Annotated in this window: 25 protein-coding genes and 1 pseudogene; 13 read left to right on the forward strand and 13 right to left on the reverse strand. The window is 64.4% G+C overall.

From position 1 onward, the window contains the following. Positions 1-86 precede the first annotated feature (86 nt). Entirely contained in the window at positions 87-764 is a 678-nt protein-coding gene (locus MU558_RS16480) for an OsmC family protein (protein WP_246969176.1), read from the reverse strand. A 217-nt stretch (positions 765-981) separates the two neighbouring features. Between MU558_RS16480 and MU558_RS16485 the strand changes: the two genes are divergently transcribed. Next, positions 982-1,530: an OsmC family protein gene (locus tag MU558_RS16485; protein WP_246969179.1), complete on the forward strand. Its 549-nt coding sequence runs from the start codon at positions 982-984 to the stop codon at positions 1,528-1,530. 47 nt (positions 1,531-1,577) lie between these two features. Here the strand turns inward: MU558_RS16485 and MU558_RS16490 are convergent, their stop codons facing one another. The 4 genes from MU558_RS16490 to MU558_RS16505 form a co-directional block, all read right to left on the reverse strand. After that, positions 1,578-2,465 carry a 1,4-dihydroxy-2-naphthoyl-CoA synthase gene (locus MU558_RS16490; RefSeq protein ID WP_246969182.1) on the reverse strand — a complete coding sequence of 296 codons (888 nt, stop codon included), beginning with the start codon at positions 2,463-2,465 and terminating at the stop codon, positions 1,578-1,580. A gap of 157 nt (positions 2,466-2,622) precedes the next feature. Further along, complete coding sequence (gene menD, locus MU558_RS16495) at positions 2,623-4,398, reverse strand: 2-succinyl-5-enolpyruvyl-6-hydroxy-3-cyclohexene-1-carboxylic-acid synthase (protein WP_246975023.1); 1,776 nt, start codon at positions 4,396-4,398, stop codon at positions 2,623-2,625. Between the two features lie 2 nt (positions 4,399-4,400). Beyond that, entirely contained in the window at positions 4,401-5,735 is a 1,335-nt protein-coding gene (locus MU558_RS16500; protein WP_246969185.1) for an isochorismate synthase, read from the reverse strand. Between the two features lie 74 nt (positions 5,736-5,809). Next, positions 5,810-6,400: a sulfite oxidase-like oxidoreductase gene (locus MU558_RS16505; protein ID WP_246969188.1), complete on the reverse strand. Its 591-nt coding sequence runs from the start codon at positions 6,398-6,400 to the stop codon at positions 5,810-5,812. Between the two features lie 229 nt (positions 6,401-6,629). Here MU558_RS16505 and MU558_RS16510 point away from each other — a divergent pair, with 229 nt between their 5' ends. Together MU558_RS16510 and MU558_RS16515 are read left to right on the forward strand one after the other, a co-directional pair. Beyond that, on the forward strand, positions 6,630-6,929 hold the full coding sequence (locus MU558_RS16510) for a hypothetical protein (protein ID WP_246969191.1): 300 nt from the start codon (positions 6,630-6,632) through the stop codon (positions 6,927-6,929). A 201-nt stretch (positions 6,930-7,130) separates the two neighbouring features. Then, entirely contained in the window at positions 7,131-7,343 is a 213-nt protein-coding gene (locus MU558_RS16515) for a ribbon-helix-helix domain-containing protein (RefSeq protein WP_246969194.1), read from the forward strand. Positions 7,344-7,376: 33 nt separating this feature from the next. Here the strand turns inward: MU558_RS16515 and MU558_RS16520 are convergent, their stop codons facing one another. Together MU558_RS16520 and MU558_RS16525 are read right to left on the reverse strand one after the other, a co-directional pair. Next, positions 7,377-7,541: a DUF7550 family protein gene (locus tag MU558_RS16520; protein ID WP_246969197.1), complete on the reverse strand. Its 165-nt coding sequence runs from the start codon at positions 7,539-7,541 to the stop codon at positions 7,377-7,379. 118 nt (positions 7,542-7,659) lie between these two features. Then, positions 7,660-8,094 (reverse strand): universal stress protein, encoded by a 435-nt coding sequence (locus MU558_RS16525; protein ID WP_246969200.1) that lies wholly within the window; start codon positions 8,092-8,094, stop codon positions 7,660-7,662. Between the two features lie 167 nt (positions 8,095-8,261). Here MU558_RS16525 and hisF point away from each other — a divergent pair, with 167 nt between their 5' ends. Then, positions 8,262-9,077, forward strand: a complete 816-nt coding sequence (gene hisF / locus MU558_RS16530) for an imidazole glycerol phosphate synthase subunit HisF (RefSeq protein ID WP_246969203.1) — start codon at positions 8,262-8,264, stop codon at positions 9,075-9,077. 66 nt (positions 9,078-9,143) lie between these two features. Further along, positions 9,144-9,977 (forward strand): hypothetical protein, encoded by an 834-nt coding sequence (locus tag MU558_RS16535; RefSeq protein WP_246969206.1) that lies wholly within the window; start codon positions 9,144-9,146, stop codon positions 9,975-9,977. 12 nt (positions 9,978-9,989) lie between these two features. Here the strand turns inward: MU558_RS16535 and MU558_RS16540 are convergent, their stop codons facing one another. After that, positions 9,990-10,274 (reverse strand): DNA-directed RNA polymerase subunit L, encoded by a 285-nt coding sequence (locus tag MU558_RS16540; protein ID WP_246969209.1) that lies wholly within the window; start codon positions 10,272-10,274, stop codon positions 9,990-9,992. 101 nt (positions 10,275-10,375) lie between these two features. Here MU558_RS16540 and MU558_RS16545 point away from each other — a divergent pair, with 101 nt between their 5' ends. Continuing rightward, positions 10,376-12,184 carry a rhomboid family intramembrane serine protease gene (locus tag MU558_RS16545; RefSeq protein ID WP_246969225.1) on the forward strand — a complete coding sequence of 603 codons (1,809 nt, stop codon included), beginning with the start codon at positions 10,376-10,378 and terminating at the stop codon, positions 12,182-12,184. A gap of 386 nt (positions 12,185-12,570) precedes the next feature. Here the strand turns inward: MU558_RS16545 and MU558_RS16550 are convergent, their stop codons facing one another. Both MU558_RS16550 and MU558_RS16555 read right to left on the reverse strand, forming a co-directional pair. Continuing rightward, positions 12,571-13,191 carry an METTL5 family protein gene (locus tag MU558_RS16550; RefSeq protein ID WP_246969228.1) on the reverse strand — a complete coding sequence of 207 codons (621 nt, stop codon included), beginning with the start codon at positions 13,189-13,191 and terminating at the stop codon, positions 12,571-12,573. 10 nt (positions 13,192-13,201) lie between these two features. Beyond that, positions 13,202-13,603, reverse strand: a complete 402-nt coding sequence (locus MU558_RS16555; protein WP_246969231.1) for a DUF7961 family protein — start codon at positions 13,601-13,603, stop codon at positions 13,202-13,204. A gap of 193 nt (positions 13,604-13,796) precedes the next feature. On the opposite strand from MU558_RS16555, the gene MU558_RS16560 reads away from it, so the two are divergent. Continuing rightward, positions 13,797-13,979 carry a zf-TFIIB domain-containing protein gene (locus MU558_RS16560; protein WP_246969234.1) on the forward strand — a complete coding sequence of 61 codons (183 nt, stop codon included), beginning with the start codon at positions 13,797-13,799 and terminating at the stop codon, positions 13,977-13,979. A gap of 61 nt (positions 13,980-14,040) precedes the next feature. On the opposite strand, the gene MU558_RS16565 is transcribed toward MU558_RS16560, so the two are convergent. The 3 genes from MU558_RS16565 to MU558_RS16575 form a co-directional block, all read right to left on the reverse strand. Beyond that, positions 14,041-15,069, reverse strand: coding sequence for a disk-shape morphogenesis protein volactin (locus MU558_RS16565; protein ID WP_246969236.1), 1,029 nt, complete (start codon positions 15,067-15,069; stop codon positions 14,041-14,043). Between the two features lie 125 nt (positions 15,070-15,194). Further along, positions 15,195-16,121 (reverse strand): cell division protein CdpA domain-containing protein, encoded by a 927-nt coding sequence (locus MU558_RS16570; RefSeq protein ID WP_246969239.1) that lies wholly within the window; start codon positions 16,119-16,121, stop codon positions 15,195-15,197. Between the two features lie 97 nt (positions 16,122-16,218). Continuing rightward, on the reverse strand, positions 16,219-16,593 hold the full coding sequence (locus tag MU558_RS16575) for a YlbF/YmcA family competence regulator (RefSeq protein ID WP_246969242.1): 375 nt from the start codon (positions 16,591-16,593) through the stop codon (positions 16,219-16,221). 120 nt (positions 16,594-16,713) lie between these two features. Between MU558_RS16575 and dph2 the strand changes: the two genes are divergently transcribed. The 6 genes and pseudogenes from dph2 (at position 16,714) to MU558_RS16605 (ending at position 24,602) form a co-directional block, all read left to right on the forward strand. Then, positions 16,714-17,763 (forward strand): diphthamide biosynthesis enzyme Dph2, encoded by a 1,050-nt coding sequence (dph2, locus tag MU558_RS16580; RefSeq protein ID WP_246969245.1) that lies wholly within the window; start codon positions 16,714-16,716, stop codon positions 17,761-17,763. Between the two features lie 108 nt (positions 17,764-17,871). Then, positions 17,872-18,921 (forward strand): annotated as a pseudogene (locus MU558_RS16585) (NAD(P)/FAD-dependent oxidoreductase); the annotation flags it as partial. 212 nt (positions 18,922-19,133) lie between these two features. Next, positions 19,134-19,967 (forward strand): MBL fold metallo-hydrolase, encoded by an 834-nt coding sequence (locus MU558_RS16590; protein ID WP_246969248.1) that lies wholly within the window; start codon positions 19,134-19,136, stop codon positions 19,965-19,967. Between the two features lie 73 nt (positions 19,968-20,040). Next, positions 20,041-21,825 (forward strand): AAA family ATPase, encoded by a 1,785-nt coding sequence (locus tag MU558_RS16595; protein WP_246969259.1) that lies wholly within the window; start codon positions 20,041-20,043, stop codon positions 21,823-21,825. Between the two features lie 127 nt (positions 21,826-21,952). After that, positions 21,953-22,876 (forward strand): phosphoribosyltransferase HisG-related protein, encoded by a 924-nt coding sequence (locus MU558_RS16600; RefSeq protein ID WP_246969262.1) that lies wholly within the window; start codon positions 21,953-21,955, stop codon positions 22,874-22,876. A gap of 442 nt (positions 22,877-23,318) precedes the next feature. Continuing rightward, entirely contained in the window at positions 23,319-24,602 is a 1,284-nt protein-coding gene (locus MU558_RS16605; protein WP_246969265.1) for a polysaccharide deacetylase family protein, read from the forward strand. Positions 24,603-24,633 lie beyond the last annotated feature (31 nt).

Genomic DNA, 24,633 nt, shown 5'->3' on the forward strand with positions numbered 1-24,633 from the left:
AGGCCAGGTTCTCTAGAAAGACCCGATCGACGGTTCGAGCAGTCGAGGTCGACACGTGCTACGTGACAGTCGAACGTGACAACGTATCACTCAGTGAACGTCTGCTGAACGTCGACTGTAACTTCGTTCTCGAGGTTGTCCAGAATGGGCGACCGTGAGTGGGCGATTTCCTGTAATTTTTCGAGTTCGTCCACCGAGGCGGGTGACTCGATATGGGCAGTACACTCGATCTCATCGAAGCCGGGTCGTACGTCGTCGGTGAGCCCGAGGAGTCCACGCATATCGACGCTTCCTTCGAACTCGAGGTGGATTTCGGAGATCGGAATGTCCTGCTTTGCACCGTGTGCGGCGTAGGTGATCGTAAGGCAGGTTCCGAGTGACGAAAGTAACTGCTCGAGTGCGTTCGGCGCGTCGCGATGTCCAAACAACGCACCTTCCATGGTAAACTCTGGAGACTCGACGAGTGTGCCGCCTTTCTCGATATCACTGACGGTGGTTTTACACGTCGTTTCGCCAGACCACTCCGTTTCTGCGAAAAACCTGAATTCGGCGTTTGCTGGGTCTTCCTCGGCAGCGGCGGTGAGCTGTTCGAACTTCTCTACGTCGATTCCGTTTTTCAGAGACATGTGGATACTATCCAATATCATGTTGGGGCTAGATCGATTGTAAACCTCGTGGAAATCCACGTTGTTTCCGAATGACGTTCCGGATACATATGAGAAAATAAGTTTATCAACGTCTGTGGTGTTCGGTGAAACTGCCACCGCTCGTTTGCGCTTACTGGCTATATCGAACAGAATCGTGGGTTATTGCAGACTTCAATGACTGATACAGATAGCAAACGGTAACTGAAATACGCAATATTAGTTGTGAATACCGTTATGATGTTATTAGCCCTAAGTAAATATTCGGTACATATTGTGAACAGTTTCGAAAGGGTTATCGGCGATCGAGTAGGAGACAGTATTGTATTATTTGAGCATGACTGATGTGAATGGACTCGACGTCGACGAACTCGGAGCACTAATTGAATCGGTCTCTGTGGAGCCCGAACGAGCGTCGTTCACGTTCCGCGCCGAAACCGAGTGGACTGGTGGTTTCACAAGCGAGACGCACATCGGCGACTTCGAACAGAACGGGACCACGGTCGAGTCACCGGAGTTCACCGTGACTGGCGACGAACCGGACGCACTGCTTGGAGAACGTACCGGTCCGAACGCGGTCGAACACCTCCTCGCTGCCATCGGATCGTGCCTCAGCGTAACCTACGCAGGCCACGCCGCCGCGAAGGGCATCCAGATCGAAGACATGCGCTTCGAGTTCGAGGGCGACATCGATCTGCGGGGGTTCCTTGGACTGAGCGACGAGGTCCGAGCCGGCTACGAGCAGATTCGTGCCACGACCTACATCGACGCCGATGCGTCGGACGAGGAACTTCACGAACTGCACGAGGAAGTGCTCGAGACGTCGCCGCTGTACGACAACGTGACGAACCAGGTTTCTCTCGACTTCGATCTCGAGTTTGCGTAATCGATCAGCAGCAGTATCGGATTTCCCTCCGGCGTCGGCCTCTTACCTTAATAGTGCCACGGGAACTCCGAGAAGTCCGGCTCACGCCCCTCGACGAAAGCGTCCCGACCTTCCTTCGCCTCGTCGGTCATGTATCCCAGGCGGGTCGCTTCGCCGGCGAAGACCTGCTGGCCGACGAAGCCGTCGTCGGCCATGTTGAACGCGTACTTGAGCATCCGCATCGCGTTCGGACTCTTCGAGTTGATCTCCTCGCCCCACTCCAGGGCGCGTTCCTCGAGTTCCTCGTGAGGGACGGCCTCGTTGACCATGCCCATTTCTTCGGCCTCCTCGGCGGAGTAGGTTTTCCCGAGGAAGAACACCTCGCGGGCTTTCTTCTGGCCGATCTGGCGGGCGAGATAGGCCGAGCCGAAGCCGGCATCGTAGCTACCGACGTCGGGGTCGGTCTGGAGGAACTTGGCGTGTTCCTCGCTCGCGATGGTGAGGTCGCAGACGACGTGCAGCGAGTGACCGCCGCCGACAGCCCACCCCGGCACGACGCAGACGACGACCTTCGGGATGTGGCGGATCAGCCGCTGGACCTCGAGGATGTGCAGTCGGCCCGCCTCCGACGCCCGTTCCTCGTCGCCTTCGTATTCGTAGCCCGCGTCGCCGCGGATCGTCTGGTCGCCACCCGAGCAGAACGCCCAGCCGCCATCTCTCGGCGAGGGGCCGTTGCCGGTCAGCAGCACGCAGCCGACGTCGGTCTGCCGTTTCGCGTGATCTAACGCGTCGTACAGTTCGTCGACGGTTCCCGGTCGGAAGGCGTTTCGCACTTCCGGGCGGTCGAACGCGATCCGAACCGTGCCGGAGTCGACGGCCCGGTGGTACGTGATATCTCGAAAGTCGAAGCCGTCGATCGGTTCCCACTGTTCCTCGTCGAAGAGTTCCGAAACCATCGTCCGAAGTTCGGGTCGGCGACCCAAAATAGGTTCTCGTCGACGCCACGACCGGCACACCCCGTTCGATCCGCGACGACCCCAACGCAGCCGAGCAGTTCGAGCGCGTGACGACCGCGGAGGCGGTCCTCTCGGAAGCCGACCGGCTAGAGGCGGCTTACGCGTCGTCGGCGACGGCGTCGCGGACCCGCCGCTCGAGGTCCTCCCGCCGCCGGTGGCTCGTCTCTGCGTCGAACTCGACGGCGAGCACCTGCGTCCCGGGCGACGCGACCGACTCGCGGTAGACCGCGTCGAACGTCGTCGGCTCGACGCGGACGAACTCGAGGTCGTACAGCTCCTCGACGGCGTCGAACTCGAGGCCGTGGGGCGTCTTGAACTGCTCGGTGAACGGCGGGTCGTACTCCTCGATCGGCAACATGTGAAAGATGCCGCCGCCGTCGTTGTCGAGCAGGACGATCGTCGCGTCGACGCCGCAGCGTCCGAGCGCGAGCAGGCCGTTCATGTCGTGGTAGAACGCGAGGTCGCCGGTGACGAGCACGAGCGGGTCGTCCGTCGCGCTGCCCGCACCGAGGGCCGTGCTCGTGATGCCGTCGATGCCGCTGGCCCCGCGATTCGCGAGTACCGTCAGGTCGGCCGCTCGCGGCCGGCCGAAGCGGTCCGCGTCCCGGACCGGCATGCTGTTCGAGACGAACACCGTCGCTGGATCGGGCGCACTCTCGAGCACCGACGCGAGGATCGCCCCCTCGAACGGTGTCGACTCGAGCGAGTCGGCCGCGAGCGCGTCGTCGCGGGCGTCCCAGTGGCGTCGTTCGGCCGCCCGGAACCGGTCGGCCCAGTCCGGATCGGTTTCGGTCCGGGCGTCGTCGGCCGCGAGGGCGTCCTCGCCCGACTCGAGGACCGTCGTGGGATCGGCCTCGACGAGGTCGGTCGCGGTGAACGTCGCCTCCCGCCAGTCGCCGGCGGGGTCGAGCAGGAACTGGCGGCAGTCGGCGTCCTCGAGGTACCGTCGTAGCGTCTTGGACGTCGGTGACGTCCCCATCCGGACGACGACGTCGGGGTCGGGGATCGCGTCGACGTAAGCGTCGTACCCGCCACAGACTGTGGCGTCCGCGACGTGCGGCCCGAACCGCACCGTCGAGAGGGGATCGGCCAGTACCGGCGCGTCGACGGCGGCGGCGAGGTCGGCGACCGCACGGGCGTCGACGCCTGCCGGATCGGCTGGCCCCGCGACGACCAGCGGTCGAGACGCCGTCGCGAGCGCGGACGCGAGCCGTCGGACGTCGCCCTCCTCGAGTTGCGTCGTCCCACGCATCGTCTCGACGAACGGTCCGTCTCGCCCGCGGCCGGCGAGCGTCTCCTCGAATCCGGCTGGGACGTCGTCCGGGACGTCGACCGGCTCGAGGGGCTTGCGGAACGGGACGTTGAGGTGGACCGGGCCGGCCGGCACGCCCGTCGTCTCGGCGAGCGCTCGCGCGGCAGTCGTCCTGAGCATCCGCACCTTCCGTTCGTCGGCCTCGGGTTCGGGCAGTTCGGCGTACCACCTGACGGCGTCGCCGTAGAGTTTGACCTGATCGACGGTCTGGTTCGCGCCGCTGTCGCGCAGGTCGTGTGGCCGGTCGGCCGTGAGAACGAGCAGCGGCACGCGCGCCTGGCTGGCCTCGACGACCGCGGGGTGGAAGTTCGCCGCCGCGGTGCCGGAGGTGCAGACGAGTGCCGTCGGCTCACCGGTTCGTCGCGCCCGCCCGAGCGCGAAGTACGCCGCCGACCGCTCGTCTATGTGCGAGTAGACCTCGACGTCGGGATGGGTCGCGAACGCCACCGTAAGCGGTGTCGACCTGCTCCCCGGCGCGATACAGACCGCCTCGAGGCCGCTCGCGACGAGTTCGTCGACTAAAACGTTCCCCCACAGCGTGTTTCGGTTCGGTGCCGTCATCGTCATCGGAGTTCGTCGAGGACCGGTCGGAACTTCAACTGGACTTCGTCCCACTCCTCGTCGGGGTCGCTGTCGGCGACGATGCCGTTGCCCGCAAACAGTGTGACGGTCTCGTCGACCGCGACGCCGGAGCGAATGCCGACTGCGAACTCGCCGTCGCCGTCGCCGTCGAACCAGCCGATCGGTGCCGCGTACCAGCCACGGTCGAACGTCTCGACGCTCCGGATCGTCTCCCAGGCCGCCTCGAGCGGCAGGCCGCCGACGGCTGGCGTCGGGTGGAGCGCCTCGACGATCTCGAGGACGTGTCGGTCGTCGGCGAGTCGCGCCTCGATCGGCGTCTGCAGGTGCTGGATCGTCGCCAGCCGCCTGACAGTCTGGTCGCCGACCGTGACGTCGCGGGCGAGCGGTTCGAGTTGCTCCCGGATCGTCTCGGCGACGAGCTGGTGTTCGTGCTGGAACCGCTCGCTGTCGATCATCCGCTCGACGAGCGCGTCGTCTTCCTCCGGCGTCTCGCCACGCGGGACCGACCCAGCGAGCGCCTCGGTTTCGACGCGGTCGCCGCGCATCGAGACGAGCCGTTCCGGCGGCGCACCGAAGAACGTCCCGTCCTCGCCGTGGTCGATCATGAACCGATAACAGTTCGGATACTGGCGGCGCAACCGCTCGAGCGTCGCGGCGACGTCGACCGGCGTCTCGAGGTCGGCCGTCTGCGCCTGGGCGAGCACGACCTTCTCGAGGTCGCCGCCGCCGATTCGCTCGAGCGCCGTCTCGACCTGCTCGGTCCACTCCCCGGGGGTGGTCGATCGGCGGGTCGACGCGATGCCGGGTCCGGTCCCGCTCGGTCGCATCGCCGGGAGGTCGGCGAGCCGATCCCGCCAGTACTCGAGGGAGTCGACAGCGTCCGCCTCCGACTCCGCGACAGCCGTCAGCCACGTGCCGTCGTCGGCTCGCGTGACCTGAATCCGGGGGACGACGAACGACGCACCCTCGAATCCCTGCCACGGCCCCGACGGCTCGTGACCGTCGTCGAAGGCGAGTCCACCGAAGGCGCGCGGTCGGCTGGCCGCCGGCCCGTCGTGGTCGAGGTCGGCGAACCGTCGGTCGGCCGCCGATCGGATCTGCTCGAATCGGTCCGCCCCGGTCGCCGTAAACTGTGCTGCGACGCCACAGCCGACCACCTCGAGTCCATCTGGCGTCGCCCACTGCACGCGTGGGGTTCCGTCGACGTCCAGGACGGCACCGAAAGAGACGTCCTCGAGTTCGCTGCTCTGACTCACCAGCGCCCCGTCTCGGTTCGGTTCCGTCGCCAGTCGCCCGTCACCCGACGCTCGATCCATTGAAGATGCCTCAGGACCGTGCTGCCTTCAGCCTAACTATCTGCTATCGTGTGCGTCTGCCTCTCTCTGTCGGCCTAGCTGTATCGCTGCTCACGCCACGGGTTCGCCGTCTCCGAGTAGCCGCGTCGCTCCCAGTAGCCGAGTTCGGGTTCGGTGAGGAACTCGACGCCGTCGACCCACTTCGCTCCCTTGTAGGCGTACTTGTGTGGAGTGACGACTCGCAACGGGCCGCCGTGGTCCGACTCGAGCGGTTCGCCGTCGCGTTCCCACGCGAACAGCACTTCCTCGCGGAGGCAGTCCTCGAGCGGCAGGTCGGTCGTGTAGCCGTCCAGTGCCGAAAAGAGGACGTGACAGGCGTCGTCGTGGACTCCCGCACGCTCCGCGAGTTCGGGAAACGGGACGCCGGTGAACGCACAGTCGAACTTGCTCCAGCCGGTGACGCAGTGGAAGTCCTGGCGCTGGGTCTCGGCGGGCAGTTCTCGGAATTCGTCCCAGGAGAACGACAGCGGTTCGTCGACGGCCCCGGTGACGGTAAACTCCCAGTCGTCTCGGTCCCACGACGGCGTCGCACCCTTCGAGAGGACCGGGAACGCCGACGTCTCGCGCTGGCCCGGCGGGAGCCGGTCGCCGCCGAACTCCTCGTAGATGTCAGTGACGTCTTTCACATGCGGGCGTTGGCGTCTGCTCACGTAGGCTTACCGCTCGAGCCGTCCGGCCACCGGCGTCAGTTGTTCGACGCCGTGACCGTCTGGTGTCCCGTCGAATAAACGCTCGATTCCCGCGACTGCACTGCCCTCGAAACCGACTGCAACGGTCGGACGACCGAGCCAACCTTCCGGTGGCTCGTGATACCCTCTTTATAACGAAGTGGCGTCTCGCCGAGCGTCTTCCCGTATGGCGAGCAAACAGCAGATGACAGAACAGGACATGTCCGGACAGACTGCACAGGAACTCGGCGAACAGGCGTTCGGGCCCGCGTTCCTCGCGTCGGCCGCGTCGGTCGGTCTGGCGTTGTACTACTTCTTCGTCCGCGGCGACCGCCAGCGAGGGCTGTTCGTTGGCCTCTGGGCGCCGACAATCCTCGGGTTCGCGGGGTACATCAACCAGCGAAAGATTCTCAGACAGATCGAGACGATCACCCAGCCCGGGACGACGCTGCGAAACGCGATCGACTCGATGATGGGCAACCAGTGATCGCACCCCGCTGACGGTGGTGATCCCGGACGTCGGGGCGGTCTCGGCTACCGTCCCCCGACTCGAGGTCGCCGGCCCGAAGTAAGATTCCGCCCAGGCTCAAAAGGCTGAAAGAATGTTTTGGGTAAACGTATGTTTTCTTTTCCTTCAGAATATTATCCCCGTCAAGCTTAAATACCCCCTCGCCGAAACCCGAATCAGATGCCGAAAGTAGAGATCACGATACCGGAACATCTCGAGATGCAGATCGCCCAGATGGTCGAGCGCGGCGAGTTCGTCAATCGAGAGGAGGCGATCGAAGACCTCCTGTCGACTGGCATCAAGGCGTACAAGACCAGCGGGCCGATGGACGAAGAGGAACCGGGACTCGAAGACGACGGAATGATGGGCCACGACGACGAGTACGTCTTCTAGGCCCGTCTCGATCTCGACGTTTCTTCGTTTTCGTTACAGTCCGAGCAGCGGGAGCGCGAACGCGACCGCCAGTCCGACGAGCAGGACGACGAAGCCGACGCCGACGTCTCGGCTCGTGTACTCGCTCATCGGTGCCGTGGTTCGCCCCTCGTCGACGTCGTGACCGACGTCTGCCGCGGAGTCGTGGTCGTCTGCCATGCGCGGGTGTTGCCCGCTGTCTCACTTAAACTCTCCTGAACGGCTCGCCACGGCTCGCCAGGGCCAGGTCGTGACCGCCGTTCGGATGGCATCTGGCCGAGACGGCGGTCGTGTGCTGTTAGTCCGTCCCGGCGCGTCGCTCGCCGGTGACGACGACCGGCCGGTCGGTGTTCCGAATCACCGACTGGGTGACGCTCCCGAACACCGCCTTTCCGACCGCGGACCGCTTTCGCCCGCCGAGGACGATCTCGTCGACCTCGAGGTCGTCGGCGCGGTCACAGATGTCCGCTGCGGCCTCGCCGCTGTCGTCTAAGACGTGGACCTCGACGCCGCGATCGTCCAGCACCTCGCGTGCGCGCCGGATCGAACCGACGCGCGTCGCGGACTTGAACTGTCCTAACTCTTCGGGCAACTCCTCGCCTTCGTCGCCGGTGAACACGAACAGCAGGTACGCACTCACCTCGTCTCCAGCGCAGGGTAACGACGCGACGTAGTCGGCCTGTGCCAGCGCACGATCCTCGCTCGTGTCGATCGGTAACAGGACGCGATACATACGATCCGATTGCGCGTCCTCGAGTATAAACGTACGACACGGTCTGTGTCCGAAAACGGTTCAGACAGTCGACACACTGACGACCGGCTCCGATTCGCCGAGTTTCGAGGCCTGCCAGATCCAGACGCCTTTACTATCCCCGGCGTGTACCTGCCCGTACCGATCACATGGGGCTGACCAAACGAATCATACCGTGTATCGACGTCGACCTCGACGACGACGGAAATCCGGCGGTCTACACCGGCGTCCACTTCGAGGACCTCGAGTACACGGGCGATCCGGTCGAGATGGCACGCCAGTACAACGAAGCGGGGGCAGATGAATTCGTCTTCCTCGACATCACCGCCTCCGCCCACGGCCGGGAGACGATGCTCGGCGTCGTCGAGCAGGTCGCCGACGAGGTGTTCATCCCGCTTACGGTCGGCGGCGGCATCCGGACGACCGAGGACATCAAGGAAACTCTTCGCGCGGGCGCGGACAAGGTTTCGATCACGACCGGCGCACTCGAGCGGCCGGAACTGATCAACGAGGGTGCGTCGGCGTTCGGCAGCCAGTGTATCGTCATCAGCGTCGACGCGAAGCGACGGTACGACGAGGGTGGCGAGCACTACGTCGAGATCGACGGCGAATCCTGCTGGTTCGAGTGTACGAAGAAAGGCGGCCGCGAGGGGACAGGCGTCGACGTCGTCGAGTGGGCCCGCGAGGCCGAATCGCGGGGTGCCGGCGAACTGTTCGTCAACTCGATCGACAGGGACGGGACGAAAGACGGCTACGACGTCCCGCTGACGACAGCCGTCTGTGATGCCGTCGACACGCCGGTCATCGCGTCGTCGGGCTGTGGCAGCCCCGAACACATGTACGAGGTCTTCACCGAGGCCGGTGCCGACGCCGGACTCGCCGCGTCGATCTTCCACTTCGGCGAGTACTCGATTCGCGAGGTAAAGGAGTACTTAGACGAGCGCGACGTCCCGGTTCGACTGTAGCCGACGGCCCGCCGGCGGCTTTCAGTTCCGCTACACTTTTGTGCCGTCGATCGAAGCTACGAACCAGTGAAGTGGCGGTGTACGTGGTGTGGGAAACCACACGAGACGAACGACCCACCGTGTGACAACTGCGGTCACGGCTCTTTCGAGCGCGCAGTCGTCCGCGAACCCGACCTCGAGACCGTCGACACGGGACCGGCGTACGTCTGGACCTGCACGGACTGCGGCCGCGACCACGTCAAGAACTCGCCGCCCTGTTCGCGCTGTGGCAATCCGACCCTCGAGAAGCGAGAGCAGGACTACGCCGACGTCGAACGGGACCTCGAGACGCCGAGCTGGCTCGAGGTTGCAAAGCCGTACGCGCCGATTATCGCCGTCCTCGCGGTCGTGATCGGCCTCTTCGCGACTGGCGTCGTGCCGCTGTCGATGCTGCCCGGTATCGGCACGCCGACGCCCCCCGACGCACCGGGCGACGGCGAGGTGGCCGCCGGACTCGACCTGGAGACCGTCGAGACGGAAATCTACGACCGACTCGAGGACGAACGGCAGACAGAGGATGCCCCGACGCGAGCGTACGACGAGGGACTCGCCGCGTTCGCGGAGTATCGAAACAGGCAGATCGTCGTCGCCCACGTCGAAGACCGCGAGCCCGACGACCTGCCGGAGCTGTCCGACTTCGGAACCTCCTGTTCGGGCGATGTCGCCATCGGCTCGTCTCAAGTCGTCGCCGACGCTCCCGCTGCGTACGAAAACGAGTCCGAACTGGCGGCTGCCGTCGCGTCGGGACTACTGGAAAACCGTGCCTATCGGGCCGAAGCCCTCGCAGATCGCGACGCAGAAGCAGTCGACGTTCACGTCGGGCCGGACGACGAGGTGTTCGTCACGTACGTGGCCTGTTAGCGAGATCCGGAATCAGGCAGCCGCCTCGAACGCCTCGCGAAACGCCGTCGTCTTCTCGCGGACGTTGACGGCGGCCTCCTCGAGTGCGTCGAGGGGGTCGACGCCGCCTTCGGTCTTGATCGTCAGGATCGGTTCGGTCTGCCCACCCGACTGCTCGGGGTTCATGTCGTAGGTCGCGGCGCTGACGTCGTCGTGCTCGAGCAGCGCCCCCTTGAGGACGTTCATGAACGTGTGATCCTCGCCGCCGATCTCGATCGATAGCTCGTCGTCGCTACTCTCAGTGACCCGCAGTTCCATAGCGAGTCGTCCGTCCGTCAGCCGCTTGTACCTTTCGAAGCCGGTGGTGTCGTGCCGACGGATGTTAACCACTATACGGATCCGCGCGAAGGCTCGACCACATGCTCTCGCTCGAGTGGGTCCTCGGAGTGCTCGTCGTCGGCACGCTACTCGCGTCGATCGGAACCGTCAGGCTCCTCGAGCGCTCGAGCCGGCGGTGGGACGACGTGCTCCGCTCGCGGCTGCTCGGCGGCGTTCCGTGGGGGACGATCGTCGTGATCGCGTTCGTCCTCGCGGTGTACCTGTTCGTCCAGGACGGCATCAGCGACTTCCACGATCCGGTGACGATACCCTACCGGGCCTGGTCGTATCTCTACCCGCTCGGGATAGCGACGGCGTCGTTCTCGCACGCCAGCTCGAGTCACCTGGTCGGCAACCTCGTCGGGACGGCCGTGCTCGCACCCATCGTCGAGTTCGCCTGGGGCCACTACCCGCGTGACGGAGCCGAGTCGAACGGATCGTGGCGAACCAGTCCCTGGTTCCGGGCGTTCGTCGTCTTTCCGCTGGTCGTCGTCGTCGTTGGCCTCCTGACGAGCCTGTTTTCGATCGGTCCAGTGATCGGCTTCTCGGGGGTCGTCTTCGCGTTCGCCGGATTCGCGCTCGTCCGGTATCCCGTCGCGACCCTCGTCGCAGCGATCGGTGCGCAGGGGGCGGTGATGACCGTCTACAGGGCCCTGCGATCGCCGATCAACGTCTACGTGGCGACGCCGAGTCCACCCTCACCGCCGTGGTGGGCGTCGATCGCCATCCAGGGTCACGCTCTCGGCTTCTTCGTCGGCCTTCTGCTCGCCGCCGTCGTCTTCAGCCGTCGCGGCTACCGGCCCGACCCGCTTCGCTTCTGGCTTGCAGTCCTCTTTTTCGGCTTCTCGAAGGCGCTGTGGGCGATCTACTGGTTTCGCGGTGCGAACTCGTTCGTCCTGTATCGCGGCCCCGGCGTCGTCGTCGTCGTCGCGACCACGCTCCTGGTCACCCTCGCCGTGACCGCCTCCGACCGCCCACTGCTGCCCGACGCGCTGGTCGACCGCCTGCCGCTTCTCGCCCGGTCGACCGCCGATCGAACGCGCCTCGAGCGGATCCTCGAACTCGGACTGGCGAACGACGACTCGCTGTCCGGGTCGATTCGAACCCGTATCCGGGATCTCGCGCGCGGACCCCGATCGCGTACGGCAAGCAAACTCTCGAACGTCACCCGTCGCCAGTCCGCACTCGCCGTCGTCCTCGTCGTCGTCGCGCTCATCTCCGGGCCGGCGATTCCAGTGAACCTGTTCGTGGTCGACCAGGAGTCGACGGCGGCGAACGCGTCCGTCACCGTCGAGGACTACACCGTCCGCTACGTCGAAGGCGAGGAGAACGAACTCGTCGGCGTCGTCGATATCTCGGCGTTCGGCGAGAACACGACGATCGAATCGAGCGGCGTCGTCGTCTCGAGTTCGTCGCGTAACATCTGGCTTGAGGCGGTGTCGGCCAACCGTCTCGCCTTCGAACGGAACGTGACCGTCGACGTCGGCGGTCCCGGCTGGCGGGAGACCGTCCACGTTCAGCGGGAGGGGTGGTCCGCCGTCGGCAACGACAGCGCCTACCAGATCTGGCTGTGGGCCGACGGCGACGACCGCCAGCTCGCGTACACGTCCGACCCCGTCCGGTCGGAGGTCCGCATCGACGGCAAACGCGTGACGCTCGTCCCCGACGAGGGATCGTTCTCGATCGAAGTCGAGGACGACGACGCGGTCTCCGACGTCGCGCTCCCGGCCGAAAACGAGACGGTCGAGGCGGGAGGTATCTCCTTCGAGCGCGACGGCGACGCGATCTACGCCGCCTCGGACGGCACGTACGTCCAGGTCGCGAGCGAGGAAGGACGCGGCGACTACTGATCGCGACCTCGAGGGCGCGTCTCGACGTACCGTTCTGGCCACGCGGCGCACGCGGTCGCGTCGCCGAGCGATCGTGAGGTGACGCGACGACCTCGTGCGAGTCGGCTGGGGAGGCTCGAGGAGTGGGTGGGAGAAAGGGGCCGACGCGGTCGAGGACGGCGGGCGACGCCCTCTCGAACGAAGTGGGCGAGGGAGTAGCGAGACGCATCGGGTCTCGCAGAGCAAGGACCACAGGCCGGAGGCAGAGGACCACAGCGGGCCCCGACTCGAGCACGTCGGGGACTTTCTGGCTCGTCTTCGTTCCCGGCCTTCTGGCACGTCTCCGTTCCCGGTCTTCGAGCACAGCTGTCCTCGAGTACGCACGCGAAAACCGTCCCGTGTACGAATCAGGCCCACTCGATCCGGAAGACCTCCGCCTCGAGTTCCCGCGACGCCTCCTCGTGGAACGGGAATCGACGCTCGAGATCGAACGTCGCGCGGAACGCGTGGGTGACGGTGCCGCCGTGATCCGCAGTGAAGGAGTCGACGAACTCCTGGCTGCCCTCGTTGTGTATCGTGTACGAGACTGCGGCGAGGTCGCTCGCCGCCTCGAGAAACGCACGGTCTGCACCCCGCTGGCCGCGCTGGGCACCGAAGGGTGGGTTCGAGACGACGGTTGTCGACGAGAGCGACAGCGGCGGCCGCGTCGCGTCGCCGCGCACCCAGTCGATCGGGACTTCGACGCCGACGCGTGCTGCGTTTTCGCGGGCGCGTGCGAGCGCGTCCGCATCGACGTCGAGCCCGACGACGCGCTCGGGCGCGGCAAACGACGCGCCGATCGCGAGCATCCCGGTTCCCGTCCCCAGGTCGACGATGACGCGGTCTGTCAGGTCACCCTGCAGGGACGCGACGTGGAGGACGTGGGCGGCGACCTCCGGCGGCGTGAGATACTGCTCGAGGTCGACCGAAGGGTCGTCGAAGTCGGCGACGGACTCGAGTCGGCGGGCGAGGGTGCGCCGTGACGCCATCGCCCGACGCTTACGCCTCGAGCGTAATGGGTGCGTCGAGATCGAACGTCAGCCCCTCCCTGTCTGCGCGTTCGGCACAGGCGGCGAGCGCGGGGCGGACCTTCTCGGGGTTGGCGATCGTCTCGCACTCGACCGTGATCGCACCGGCACCGAGAAACGAGGCTGCGCGGACGTAACTGCGGATCCGGTCGGCCTCCTCCTGGGTCTGCAGCGAGCAGTCCTCGTCGAACTGCGCTCGAACGGTCACTCTGGCGGGGAACAGTCCCTCGCGATTGAGTTCACGTTTGAGATCCCGCAGGTACGTCGGTGCCGTCGACTCGAGTGCGTCCGCCTCGAGGCTGACGGGGGTGACGTCTTCGGGCCGACAGCGTTCGATCGTTCGTTCGACGTCGATCGACGGGGTGGCGCTCATCGACGAGGAATACATTGGCCGCATACAAAAACCTTAGCAAATGCTTGATGGTAATTACACTGCGGTGAGCGAGCCGACGATACCGTCGTCGTCGTCGTCCGATCGTCTCGTGACACGGCCGCCACGCGACTGTGCCACTGGTCGACATACCAGAATCGCATAGAATTAAGAACGTCTAGAAATAGAAGAACGTATGGACGAGTGCCCTCGGTGTGGGTCACCGCTCGAGCGTCTGTCGCTGGGCGACGTCGAGACCATCGCCTGCAACCGGTGTGGGTTCGCCGACGTTCCAGTCGACCACGAGAGCGAGGAGCGCGATCTCGAGTCCTGGCGAGACGCGCTCGAACGGTTCTACGAACAGTCGGACACCGCGTAGGATCGACCGTGACTCCTCGCCAGTCTCCGGGCAAACCGAACAGCGAAGAGAGAAAAATCGGTTACTCGTTCGCCGGCGCCGCTTCGGTCTCCTGCTCGTCGTCGTAGTCGACGTCTTCGTCCGAGCGAGCCGCGACGAGGCCACCGCGTGCGACGCTGTACAGCGGTTCGTCGGCGTGGGAGACGCCGCTGATCGAGAACGGAATGTTGGCGTCCTCGAGGTGGTCGCGGAACAGCGCCTCGAAGCCGCTGGGACTCGAGGTGCCGCCGGTGACGACGACGGGCACGTCCAGCCCTTCTTCGACGTCTTCGTCGTCGACTTCCGTGACGATGTTCTCGATGACGTAGTCGAGCAGGTTCTCGTAGTAGATCGACAGCGCACCCTCGACGCCGCCGACGTCGGTCGTGAAGTCGAGTTCGAAGTCGTCTTCCTTGATCGAGGTGACCTTGTCGACGGGCGTCCCGGTCGCACGGGCGGCCTGTTCGTCGATCCAGTCGCCACCGCGGGCGACGGAGAACTTCATGACGGGAACTGCGTAGTAGGAGAGACAGACGTTGGTCATGCCGGCACCGAAGCTGATGCCGAGACCGGTGAAGTTGTTGTCCGCGAGTTCGCTGTAGATGACGGCCATCCCCTCGTTGATGGGTTCGGCGTCGTAGCCCATGTCGTTCAGGAACGACTCGATCGTCTTCTGGTGATACAGCGTCGAGAGATCCGAGTCGATCGGGTCGGCGGGCGTCGAGAAGTACAGTTTCTCGTCGGGATAGGCGGGTTCGCCGACGACCTGCTCGATGATGAGTTTCATCATCGGAATCGCGCTCTTCTCGTCCGACGAGAGGATCCCCTGGGACATCGGCCGTCGGGTCTCCTTGTTGAAGATGTTCGCGAAGTTCAGCGCATCGTCACCGACGACGTACACCTTGTCGTCCTTTCGAATGTGGAGCACTTCGCTTCGCGAGAGCATCTGCTCGGCCATGTCCGAGTACTCGATCTCTACGAAGGAGTTGCGCTGCTGCACGAATACCGTGTCGTTACCATCCTGTTGTGCAGACAGGATGTTCATCGTTCCGACGTCTAGGCCTTTGGCCATGTGTGGCCAAGGCGTCTGACACATTATAAATCTATGTGAATTACCTTCATCAGTTAACGTTCGAAACAATATTTTATTTATATCTCGTCAGAGAAGTTAATCGTCCGCAGTTCGGTTAGAGAACGCTAGATGAGTCCGTCGTCGCCGAAGAGTCGCTCTTTGAGTCTGGCCAGCGGCCCCGTAATCGAACTCACGGCCCGGCCGTCGTCGCCGTCGGCGGCCTCCTCCGCTCGTTGCTGCTCGCGCAGTTCTTTCAGTTTCGCCGTCTGGTCGTCGACGGTCGAACTCGAGGTCGTGGTCTTCTTCTCGCCGCCTTTCAGCCCCTTCAGGCCGGCGACCTGTGCGTCGACACCCGTCGAGCGCGTCGTCTTCGCCTCGACGTCGATGTTGGCCTCGTCGAACTCGTGGTCGCTGAACGTCAGCCGTTTGTTGTCACTCTTTTCGACGCCGCCCCAGGAGAGTTCGACGCCATCCATCGCCTCGTCGATGTCGCTTTGGATCTCGTCGTCGGAGTACGACTCGCCTTCTTCGTCGTCGTCGCCGACTTCGACCGCCTCGACGGAGCGAGCCAGGTCGAGGTAGTGTGCGATGAGTGCGGCCCCGGTCGACGCGGTGATCGCCGCCAGGCCGACGGCGTAGACGGCCACGACGTGTACCGTGCTGAAGTAGGTCTCGCTGCTCTCGTAGAAGTTCCAGTCGGACGGGTACAGCGACACGAACCCGGCAACGGCGACCAGCGTGATCGCCACGCCGCCGACCGAAGCGTACAGCACGCGCCGCTCGGCGGGCAGTAACACGACGATCGCGAGCATCGTCGCCGGAAGCGACACCATCCCGAGTGCGTACGCGGGCTGGACCCACGCGAAGTACTCCGCCGACCGCGGCTCGAGTGTGCTGCTCCAGACGAAAAGCGCCAACGCTGCGACTGCGAGGCCGATCCCGCCCAGGAACAATCCGAACCCAATGTAGACGTCGGTTCGATCCTCCGGTTCGCCGATGTATCGGCGATAGAGGTCGAACAGATAGCCATCCGTAGCCTGTTCGGCTGTCATTGCCACCCCCTTTACCCTCCAGTACTATGACTTTTGGGCCAGGAGACTGGTAATTAAAAAAACAGGTTGGCTACCGAAGCGCAGATGCCCGACCCGCTCAGTCGTGACAGCAACCGCCGGCTTCGCCGCCGAAGTCGACCGCGAGCGGTTCCGAGATCACGTCGTTGATCGCAGCGAGTCGCGCGGCCAGTTCGTCTTTCGCCTCGAGGTACTCTGCCATGACGGGAATCGAGTGCAGTTCCTCCTGGGTCTGCTGGAGTTCCTGGAGGTCTTCCTGGGTCGCAGCTCCCGTCTGGCGGGCGAGCATGAACTCCTGGCGGATCTCCTCGAACTCGTCGATCTTTTCCTGGGCCTCCTCGGACTGTTCGACTGCTTTCTGGGTCCGCTCGAACGTCTCGTACTCGGGCAGTTCGGTGATCGCCTCGCCCAGTTCGCGACCGAGTTCCTCGACGCGGCTCGTCTCGATGCTCATACATCGATTTGGGCGTCACGTGGTTTCAACCTGCCGGATCGACGACTCGACTCGCGACAGCGGATGGCGAACGACTGCCAAAGCGCCGACGTTATACGTTCGTGGCCGCAACGACGTATAATGAGCCAGGAGTCGGAGTACAGCGAGGGCGACCTCCGAAACACCGGGATGAGTCTCAAACACGACCGTGAATGGGACTACGAACTCGAGCGAATCGTCGACGCCATCGAGGATCGCGACGCGAAGAAAGTCGGTCTGCAGTTCCCCGAAGGGCTGAAACGCCGCGGCCCGAACGTCGCCGACGATCTGCGCGAACTCACTGACGACGACGTCACGTTCATGCTCTCGGGGCAGCCGTGTTACGGAGCCTGCGACCTCGATACGTACCTGATGAAACGCACCGACGTCTTCGTCCACTTCGGCCACTCGCCGATGAAAAATACGGAGAAGGTGATCTACGTCCCGCTGTTCTCGAACGTCGAGGTGACGCCGATCATGGAGGAGGCACTCGAGACGCTCGAAGATCCGTCGGAAACCCCCGACGTCGGCCTCGTCACGACCGCCCAGCACATGAACCGATTCGAGGAGATGTGTGAACTCTTAGAGAAGCGGGGCTACGAGGTCCAGACTCGCCGCGGCGACGACCGGCTCACCCACGAAGGACAGGTGCTCGGCTGTAACTACGCGAGCGCGGACGTCCCCGCCGACCAGGTGCTGTACGTCGGCGGCGGCAAGTTCCACCCGCTCGGGCTGGCGATGGAACACCCCGACAAGCACGTCGTCATCGCCGACCCCGTCAACAACGTCGTGACGGTCGCCGACACGGAGAAGTTCCTGAAACAGCGCTACGCGGCCGTCCACCGCGCGATGGACGCCGAGAAGTGGGGCGTCATCTTCTGTACCAAGATCGGACAGGGCCGCTGGGAGGTCGCCCAGGACATCCTCGCGGACAACGACGACGCCTACCTCATCACGATGGACGAGGTCACGCCCGACCGCCTGCGTAACTTCGACATGGACGCATTCGTCAACACTGGCTGTCCCCGGATCACGACCGACGACGGTCCCCGGTTCCACAAGCCGATGCTCACTCCCGGCGAGTACGACATCGCCGTCGGGAACGAGCCCCTCGAGGAACTCAGTTTCGACACGTTCCACGGCACCTGGTAAGCGGGCCGATCGGTCGCTCGACCCGCCGTCGCCTGGTCGCACTCGAGACGAAGCGGACTGATTTTACGTCCCTATCGACTAGGTGTAGATATGTCGGAAGAAACGGCCGATACGTCGGCAGAGACAGTCGAACACCGGAACGTCGTCGTCGCCGGATCGGGGATCTCCGGCCTGAGCGCCGCGATCTACGCGGCCCGGTCGAACAACGAGCCACTGGTCCTGGAGGGCGACGAACCGGGCGGCCAGCTCACACTGACGACCGACGTCGCGAACTATCCCGGCTTCCCCGAGGGGATCAGCGGACCCGACCTCGTCAACAACATGAAAGAGCAGGCCACGCAGTTCGGCGCCGAGATCGAAAACGGCGTCATCGAGAGCGTCGACGCCTCCACTCGGCCGTTCGAGATCCGCCTCACGAACGGCGACGTCTACACGGCCGACGCCGTCATCGCCGCCTCGGGTGCCAGCGCCCGGACGCTCGGCGTCCCCGGCGAGGACGAACTCATGGGGTACGGCGTCTCGACGTGTGCGACCTGCGACGGCGCGTTCTTCCGCGACGAGGACATGCTCGTCGTCGGCGGTGGGGACGCCGCCATGGAAGAGGCGACCTTCCTCACCAAGTTCGCCGACACCGTCTACCTCGTCCACCGGCGCGAGGAGTTCCGCGCCGAAGACTACTGGATCGACCGCGTCCAGGAGAACGTCGACGAGGGAGCGATCGAGATCATGAGAAACACCGAACTCGTCGAGATCCACGGCTCCGCCGAGGAGGGCGTCGACCACGTCACCCTCGTCCAGAACGACGAAGGCTATCCCTCCGAAAAGCGAGACGACCCAGAGACCGACGAGTTCGACTTCGACGTCGGGGCCGTCTTCCTCGCCATCGGCCACACCCCGAACACCGAGTACCTCGAGGGAACCGGCGTCGAGACGACCGACGACGGCTACCTCCGCACGCAGGGCGGCACCGGCGGCGGCCAGACCGAAACCGACGTCCCCGGCATCTTCGGCGCTGGCGACGTCGTCGACTACCACTACCAGCAGGCCGTCACCGCCGCCGGCATGGGTGCACAGGCCGCCATCGACGCCGACGAGTACCTCGAGGACCTCGAGCGGACGACGGACGAGGCCGAGGCGGAGGCCGTCGCGGACGACTAATACTGCCGGACGACAGTCACTGCACACTCGATCGTGTCTCACGGCCCGTCGCTGCTGGTGACGGCCGTTCGAGTACGATCGACGGTAACGCGGTTCGTCCAGTAGTATACCCTCGCGTTCACCTCGACGGCGACGACCGACTGGCCGTACCCTCGAGTTTTCGCTTACACCGAACGACAACACTTACCAGCTAGCTTCGCCCATCATCCCGCATGATCGCGAGCGACTGGGACGACTGGCTGGTACGCGCCGTCGAAGACGCCGACCCGGACGGCGTCGCAGTCTGGTATCTTGGCTGTAACGGCTTCGTGGTGAAAGGCAGCGAGGGAACGACGATCTTCATCGACCCGTATCTCGGACTCGGCGACCCGCCACGAACGGTGCGGATGATCCCCGTCCCGTTCGATCCCGCGGACGTCATCGATGCCGACGCCGTCCTCGCGACCCACGAACACACCGACCACGTCCACGGGCCGAGCCAGGCCCCGATCCTCGAGAACTCGGGTGCGACGTTCTACGCACCGGACGACAGCCTCGCGGTCGCACGCGACGAAGAGGCGTGGACCGACGAGTGGGACGTCTCCGCCGACCAGTTCCAGGAAGTCGCCGAGGGCGATACCGTCGAGATCGGGGAGTTCACCGTTCACGTCGAAGTCGCCCACGACCCGGACGCGACGCACCCGGTGAGCTACGTCATCGAGCACGACGCCGGGACGGTCTTCCACGGCGGTGACACGAAGCCGACCGAGGAGTTCGAGCGCGTCGGCTCCGAGTACGACGTCGACCTCGGGATCCTCGCGTTCGGTACCGTCGGAACGATCCCGGACAAGCAGACCCGCGAACCCAAGCGCACTCGCTGGTACAACGACGAGAACCAGGCCGTCGAGGCCGCCGCCGCCCTCGAGTTCGATCGGCTCCTTCCGAGTCACTGGGACATGTGGCGCGGTCTGACCGCCGATCCGAAGGCGTTGTATCACCACGCGAAGAGTTTCGCCTATCCGCGACGGCTCGAGCTCGTCGAGATCGGCGACCGTGTCGACCTCTGATCGGCTCGGCTGTAAGTCGCGAAACTGATACTGCCCGGTCCATTTATGGTAATGCTCTCTTAACGTGTGTTTCATGAGCAACATCGCCGACACGGACGAGGACGTGGAGGTAAGCGACGACGGGTTGACCGTTCGAAAAGCATTCGTAGCGGACGAGTTTCCAGTTCCCGCGATTCGCTTCGAGATCGACTCAGAACGCGACGTTCCGGTTTCCTTTCGGCTGTCCGAACCGATCCCCGAGTCGTTCCCGATGGACAACGTCGGGTTTCACCCGGAGTATCACAGCGACGACTGGACGGCCTTCCAGGACAACCACGTGGAGTTTACCGGGACGGTCGACCCCGACGACTCCCTCGTGACAGTCTACGGCATCCGCCTCGGTGACGAGGACGACGCGGGCGACTTCCTGACCGAACCCACCATCGAGGACGTCCACACGGACGACGAAGTCTCACCCGACGCGGCGTCGGACGCCGAGGAGGTCGACGACACGACGATCGAGGACATCATCTCGGACGACCGAAACCAGGTCGTCAAAGACATGCTCAGCGGCGAGTCCGACTCGGTTCCCGGCCTCGACGTCGAATCGACGGACGAATCGACTGCTGACGACACAGAAGACGAATCGTTCGACGACGCCGAGGACCTCGACCTCGACCTGGATGGCATCGACACCGACCCCGTCGACATCGACGAGGAGAGCGATGACGAGGACGACGTCCCCGACATCGAACTCGGATTCGGCGAAGACGAGATTCCGGACGTCGACTTCGAAGACGAGGAAAGCGACGACGAGAGCGAGGAAGAGGAGCCAGAGATCGACCTCGACGTCGACGAGAGCGAGGAAGAGGAGCCGGAGATCGACCTCGACGTCGACAAGAGCGAGGAGAAGGAGCCGGAGATCGACCTCGACGTCGACGAAAGTGAGGAAGAGGAGCCAGAGATCGACCTCGGCGTCGACGAAAGCGAGGAAGAGGAGCCAGAGATCGACCTCGGCGTCGACGAAAGCGAGGAAGAGGAGCCAGAGATCGACCTCGGCGTCGACGAAAGCGAGGAAGAGGAGCCAGAGATCGACCTCGGCGTCGACGAAAGCGAGGAAGAGGAGCCAGAGATCGACCTCGGCGTCGACGAAAGCGAGGAAGAGGAGCCAGAGATCGACCTCGACGTCGACAAGAGCGAGGAGAAGGAGCCGGAGATCGACCTCGGCGTCGACGACGAGAGCGAGGAAGAGGAGCCAGAGATCGACGACGCGGACGACGAGCACACGACGGACGAAGACGACGCAGCGTCTGCAGCCGAACCCACGCCGACGCCGCCGGCCGAACCGGTCGGCGTTCGACTCGCCGAGGAGATTCGCGACGGTCGAATCGACGACGAGGACCTCGAGGTGCTCCGGTCCGAACTCGACCTCGGACCGGCACCGAGCGAGATCGCGAAGATCGACCACCTGCAGTCTCGCATCGAGGAAGTCGCCGCCTACGCCGACGCCATCGAACGGTTCCTCGACGAGAACGGGACCGGCGACCAGCTCATCCAGGAGTTCAAAGACGAACTGGCATCGTTCGAATCCGACCTCGCGTCGATGGACGACCGACTCGAGGAGACCGAATCGGAGGTCGACGACCTCGAGGAACGAACCGACGCCGTCGAGTCGGACCTCGAGGCGACCGACGAGCGCATCGACGCCGTCGACGAGGACCTCGTGGCGGTCGGAGACGACGTCGACGATCTCACAGACGAGTTCGAGGACCTCGAGGACGACGTCGACGACCTCGAGTCGAATCTCGAGGAAGTTCGCGAAGACGTCACCGACATCGTCGAGTGGCGGGACGAACTCGGCTCGATGTTTTCAGGGTGAGCGGTCGCCGAGCGTAACTGGTTGTGCGGTTTGCCGGGCCTGGCCCGGTAACTTGCGACTCGCGTACGGCCGACAGGAGACGCCCGAAACGCAACGCGTTTAGGCGTACGCCCTCGATTACTGCCCGATGGGCGAGACGATTCCAGTAGCAGTCCCACGAAAAGGGCGTCCGCTCGAGTCGGTGTTCGATCGGCTGGCACGCCGGCTCGACGTCGCGTCGCTCGCGGACGACGTCATTTCGACGCTTCGACACGAGAAGGCCGTCACGAAAGGAACGCTCGAGGCGGAGACCGACGACGTGTACCATCGTCTCGCTACCTACAGTAACGTCGACGATCCGACTGAACCGGAGTATACCCTCGTCCGCGACGACCGCGCCGGCAAGCCGCGTCGAATCGTCTTCGACAGCGTGAACGTGCCGATCGCCGGCATCCCCGGCGTCCCGGATGGCACCGTGTTACAGCTCGTCGGGAGAGAGGAGCCGTTTCGCGCGCTCCGGACCCACGAGTTCGCCCTCGCGTTCGACAGTGCGGACCTGATCCTGGAGGAGGTCGTCGACCTCCGCCCGGAGCCGCTCGATCAGATCGCAGACCTCAACGCTCGGATCGATCCGTCGGAGACCGACGTCCGGGTCGTGACGGGTCTGGGCGATACGGTGTATCACACACTGATGGCGACGCCGGAGACCGTACCGTCCTCGACGTCGCTCGATCGTGACTTCCTCGAGGAGTACACCGGGCCGCTGTGTATCGTGCCGCGATACGAGCGGCTCGTCCAGGCCGTCCTCGGGACGAGGGCGCTCGACGGCGTGACGTTCGAGTACCCTCCGACGAACGTCGAGGAGGAGGCGGCGATCGCGGAGACCGGACTGGGCGTCTACCTGACAGTGACGGGGTCCACCGCACGTGAGCACGGTCTGGTTCTCGGTGATCGCCTGTTTCCAAGCGAGACCGTGTTGATGGAGAATACGGTCGAGCGCTCGAGCGTCGTCGACGGCGTTCGGTCGCTGCTCGCCACGCCAGAGGTGGAGACGGCGCTGGCGCTCGAGTAATCGATCGCCCCCGCTGCCCGGTCTGTCCTGGCGTCGCTTCTCGCTGCCGAGTAGGACCCGCTCTCGGTGCTACCCTGGGCGTACCGGCGGCCGGTTTCCCGTTCCATCATACTACTGAGTCTCACGGCACAGTTCGTCACTGCTGGAACCGGACACTGTATGGCAATCGTACCGGGAGTAGCCGACGTCTCATCTCCTCGAAACTGACTCTTACAGCCAACGTGGCACGTCGTAGACTGTCCGCACAGTCTGGCTTGACGACGGATCTGGGGCTGATCGCTCGACGAGCAGCGACGCTGACGTCGGTCCTCGGTCGAACTGGGCGGGCTATACGTGTGGATCGTCGCAGGTGTACGTCACGTCTCCACGCGCGGTCGACCGTGGGACGGTCGGGCCCCCATAACAATGAGGGGAGATGGATTCGGAGTCGATACGGTCTCGCATGAAACGACGTACATACCTCGCGACTGCGTCGACGACCGCCGCGATCGCGATCGCCGGCTGCGCGGGCGGTATTGGAACGACGGACGACACCGACGACCCCGACGAACCGAACGAGTCGGACGGCAACGAAACCGACGGTGACGGCGACGATCCCAGCGGTGACGACGACCTGCCGGAGATGGTCGGCACCTTCGACGACTTCGAGGACCTGAGCGCGTGGGAGGCTGTCGCCGGTTCGCTCGAGGCGGACAGCGAGCGCATGTCGATGGGGTCTCAGTCGGCCCACCTGTCGATGGCCGAGTCCGAGACCCAGGCCAGAATCGTCCGCGAACTGTCCGAGCCGATCGACGTCGAGGGCGTCGTCCCCGGCCTGGCGCTCTCGACCGACAGTTCGACGAACGTGGTGATCCAGCTCCAGGACGCCGGCGGTGACTTCCACCAGTTCCTTCAGTACACCTACGATGGACAGCCGTTCGTCAGGCAAAACTTCGGACACACGGAGGTCACCGGTGACGTCGACCTCAACGAGATCACCGAGATCCACATCACCTTCTCGGGTGGCGACGACAACGAGAGTCACCTCTGGGTCGACGACTTGCACTTCGTCCCCGGGGTCGAAGACGGCCGGGTGATGGTGCAGTTCCAGGGCGGGTTCGAGTCGGATTACACGCACGCGTTCCCGATCATGGAAGAGTACGACCTGACTGGAGCGACGTTCGTCGCTCCCGAGAGGATTCGCATCACCGACGAGGCGAGCGGCGATCGGATGACCGAGGACCAACTGGCCGAACTCGTGGACGCTGGCTGGTCGCTCGGCACCGTCGGTGCGCGAGGTCTCCAGCTACACCGGGTCGACTCCGACCAGGTCGAATCGGATATCCTCGATCCCCTCGCGTGGTTCGAGGACAAAGGCTACGACGACGCGCAGTACTTCGCGTTCCCCGGCGGCCGGTACGACCCGGAGATGTACGAACTCGTCGGGGAGAACTACGATCTCGGCTTCGCGGGACGGTACATGTCACAGGGATGGGCGAGCAACCGGCTCAACATCACGCGCATCTCCGCGGATGCGGGCCAGCGAAACCTCAACGCTGACCAGCTGGTCGACATCCTCGACTGGACGGCCGAACACGGCGGTATCACGACGATCGTCTTCTACAAGATGGACCAGGAAGACGCCTCGGCGCTCGAGGCGATGGCCTCGCGTCTCGCGGAACACCGGTCTGCGGGTGATCTCGAGTTGATCACGCCGGGCGAGATCGCCAACGAGTACGTTCCCTGAACCGGGCCGTTCGTCGTGTACAGCTGACAGT

It is taken from the genome of Natribaculum luteum (genome assembly GCF_023008545.1).
In the GTDB taxonomy this organism is placed as follows: Archaea; Halobacteriota; Halobacteria; order Halobacteriales; family Natrialbaceae; genus Natribaculum; species Natribaculum luteum.

What these genes read in the sequence shown, in the direction of transcription:
- MU558_RS16485 (WP_246969179.1), top strand. Translation starts at nt 982, where the DNA reads ATGACTGATGTGAATGGACTCGACGTCGACGAACTCGGAGCACTAATT.
- MU558_RS16490 (WP_246969182.1), bottom strand. Translation starts at nt 2,465, where the DNA reads ATGGTTTCGGAACTCTTCGACGAGGAACAGTGGGAACCGATCGACGGC.
- menD (WP_246975023.1), bottom strand. Translation starts at nt 4,398, where the DNA reads ATGACGGCACCGAACCGAAACACGCTGTGGGGGAACGTTTTAGTCGAC.
- MU558_RS16500 (WP_246969185.1), bottom strand. Translation starts at nt 5,735, where the DNA reads ATGGATCGAGCGTCGGGTGACGGGCGACTGGCGACGGAACCGAACCGA.
- MU558_RS16510 (WP_246969191.1), top strand. Translation starts at nt 6,630, where the DNA reads ATGGCGAGCAAACAGCAGATGACAGAACAGGACATGTCCGGACAGACT.
- MU558_RS16515 (WP_246969194.1), top strand. Translation starts at nt 7,131, where the DNA reads ATGCCGAAAGTAGAGATCACGATACCGGAACATCTCGAGATGCAGATC.
- MU558_RS16520 (WP_246969197.1), bottom strand. Translation starts at nt 7,541, where the DNA reads ATGGCAGACGACCACGACTCCGCGGCAGACGTCGGTCACGACGTCGAC.
- MU558_RS16525 (WP_246969200.1), bottom strand. Translation starts at nt 8,094, where the DNA reads ATGTATCGCGTCCTGTTACCGATCGACACGAGCGAGGATCGTGCGCTG.
- hisF (WP_246969203.1), top strand. Translation starts at nt 8,262, where the DNA reads ATGGGGCTGACCAAACGAATCATACCGTGTATCGACGTCGACCTCGAC.
- MU558_RS16540 (WP_246969209.1), bottom strand. Translation starts at nt 10,274, where the DNA reads ATGGAACTGCGGGTCACTGAGAGTAGCGACGACGAGCTATCGATCGAG.
- MU558_RS16545 (WP_246969225.1), top strand. Translation starts at nt 10,376, where the DNA reads ATGCTCTCGCTCGAGTGGGTCCTCGGAGTGCTCGTCGTCGGCACGCTA.
- MU558_RS16550 (WP_246969228.1), bottom strand. Translation starts at nt 13,191, where the DNA reads ATGGCGTCACGGCGCACCCTCGCCCGCCGACTCGAGTCCGTCGCCGAC.
- MU558_RS16555 (WP_246969231.1), bottom strand. Translation starts at nt 13,603, where the DNA reads ATGAGCGCCACCCCGTCGATCGACGTCGAACGAACGATCGAACGCTGT.
- MU558_RS16560 (WP_246969234.1), top strand. Translation starts at nt 13,797, where the DNA reads ATGGACGAGTGCCCTCGGTGTGGGTCACCGCTCGAGCGTCTGTCGCTG.
- MU558_RS16565 (WP_246969236.1), bottom strand. Translation starts at nt 15,069, where the DNA reads ATGGCCAAAGGCCTAGACGTCGGAACGATGAACATCCTGTCTGCACAA.
- MU558_RS16570 (WP_246969239.1), bottom strand. Translation starts at nt 16,121, where the DNA reads ATGACAGCCGAACAGGCTACGGATGGCTATCTGTTCGACCTCTATCGC.
- MU558_RS16575 (WP_246969242.1), bottom strand. Translation starts at nt 16,593, where the DNA reads ATGAGCATCGAGACGAGCCGCGTCGAGGAACTCGGTCGCGAACTGGGC.
- dph2 (WP_246969245.1), top strand. Translation starts at nt 16,714, where the DNA reads ATGAGCCAGGAGTCGGAGTACAGCGAGGGCGACCTCCGAAACACCGGG.
- MU558_RS16590 (WP_246969248.1), top strand. Translation starts at nt 19,134, where the DNA reads ATGATCGCGAGCGACTGGGACGACTGGCTGGTACGCGCCGTCGAAGAC.
- MU558_RS16595 (WP_246969259.1), top strand. Translation starts at nt 20,041, where the DNA reads ATGAGCAACATCGCCGACACGGACGAGGACGTGGAGGTAAGCGACGAC.
- MU558_RS16600 (WP_246969262.1), top strand. Translation starts at nt 21,953, where the DNA reads ATGGGCGAGACGATTCCAGTAGCAGTCCCACGAAAAGGGCGTCCGCTC.
- MU558_RS16605 (WP_246969265.1), top strand. Translation starts at nt 23,319, where the DNA reads ATGAAACGACGTACATACCTCGCGACTGCGTCGACGACCGCCGCGATC.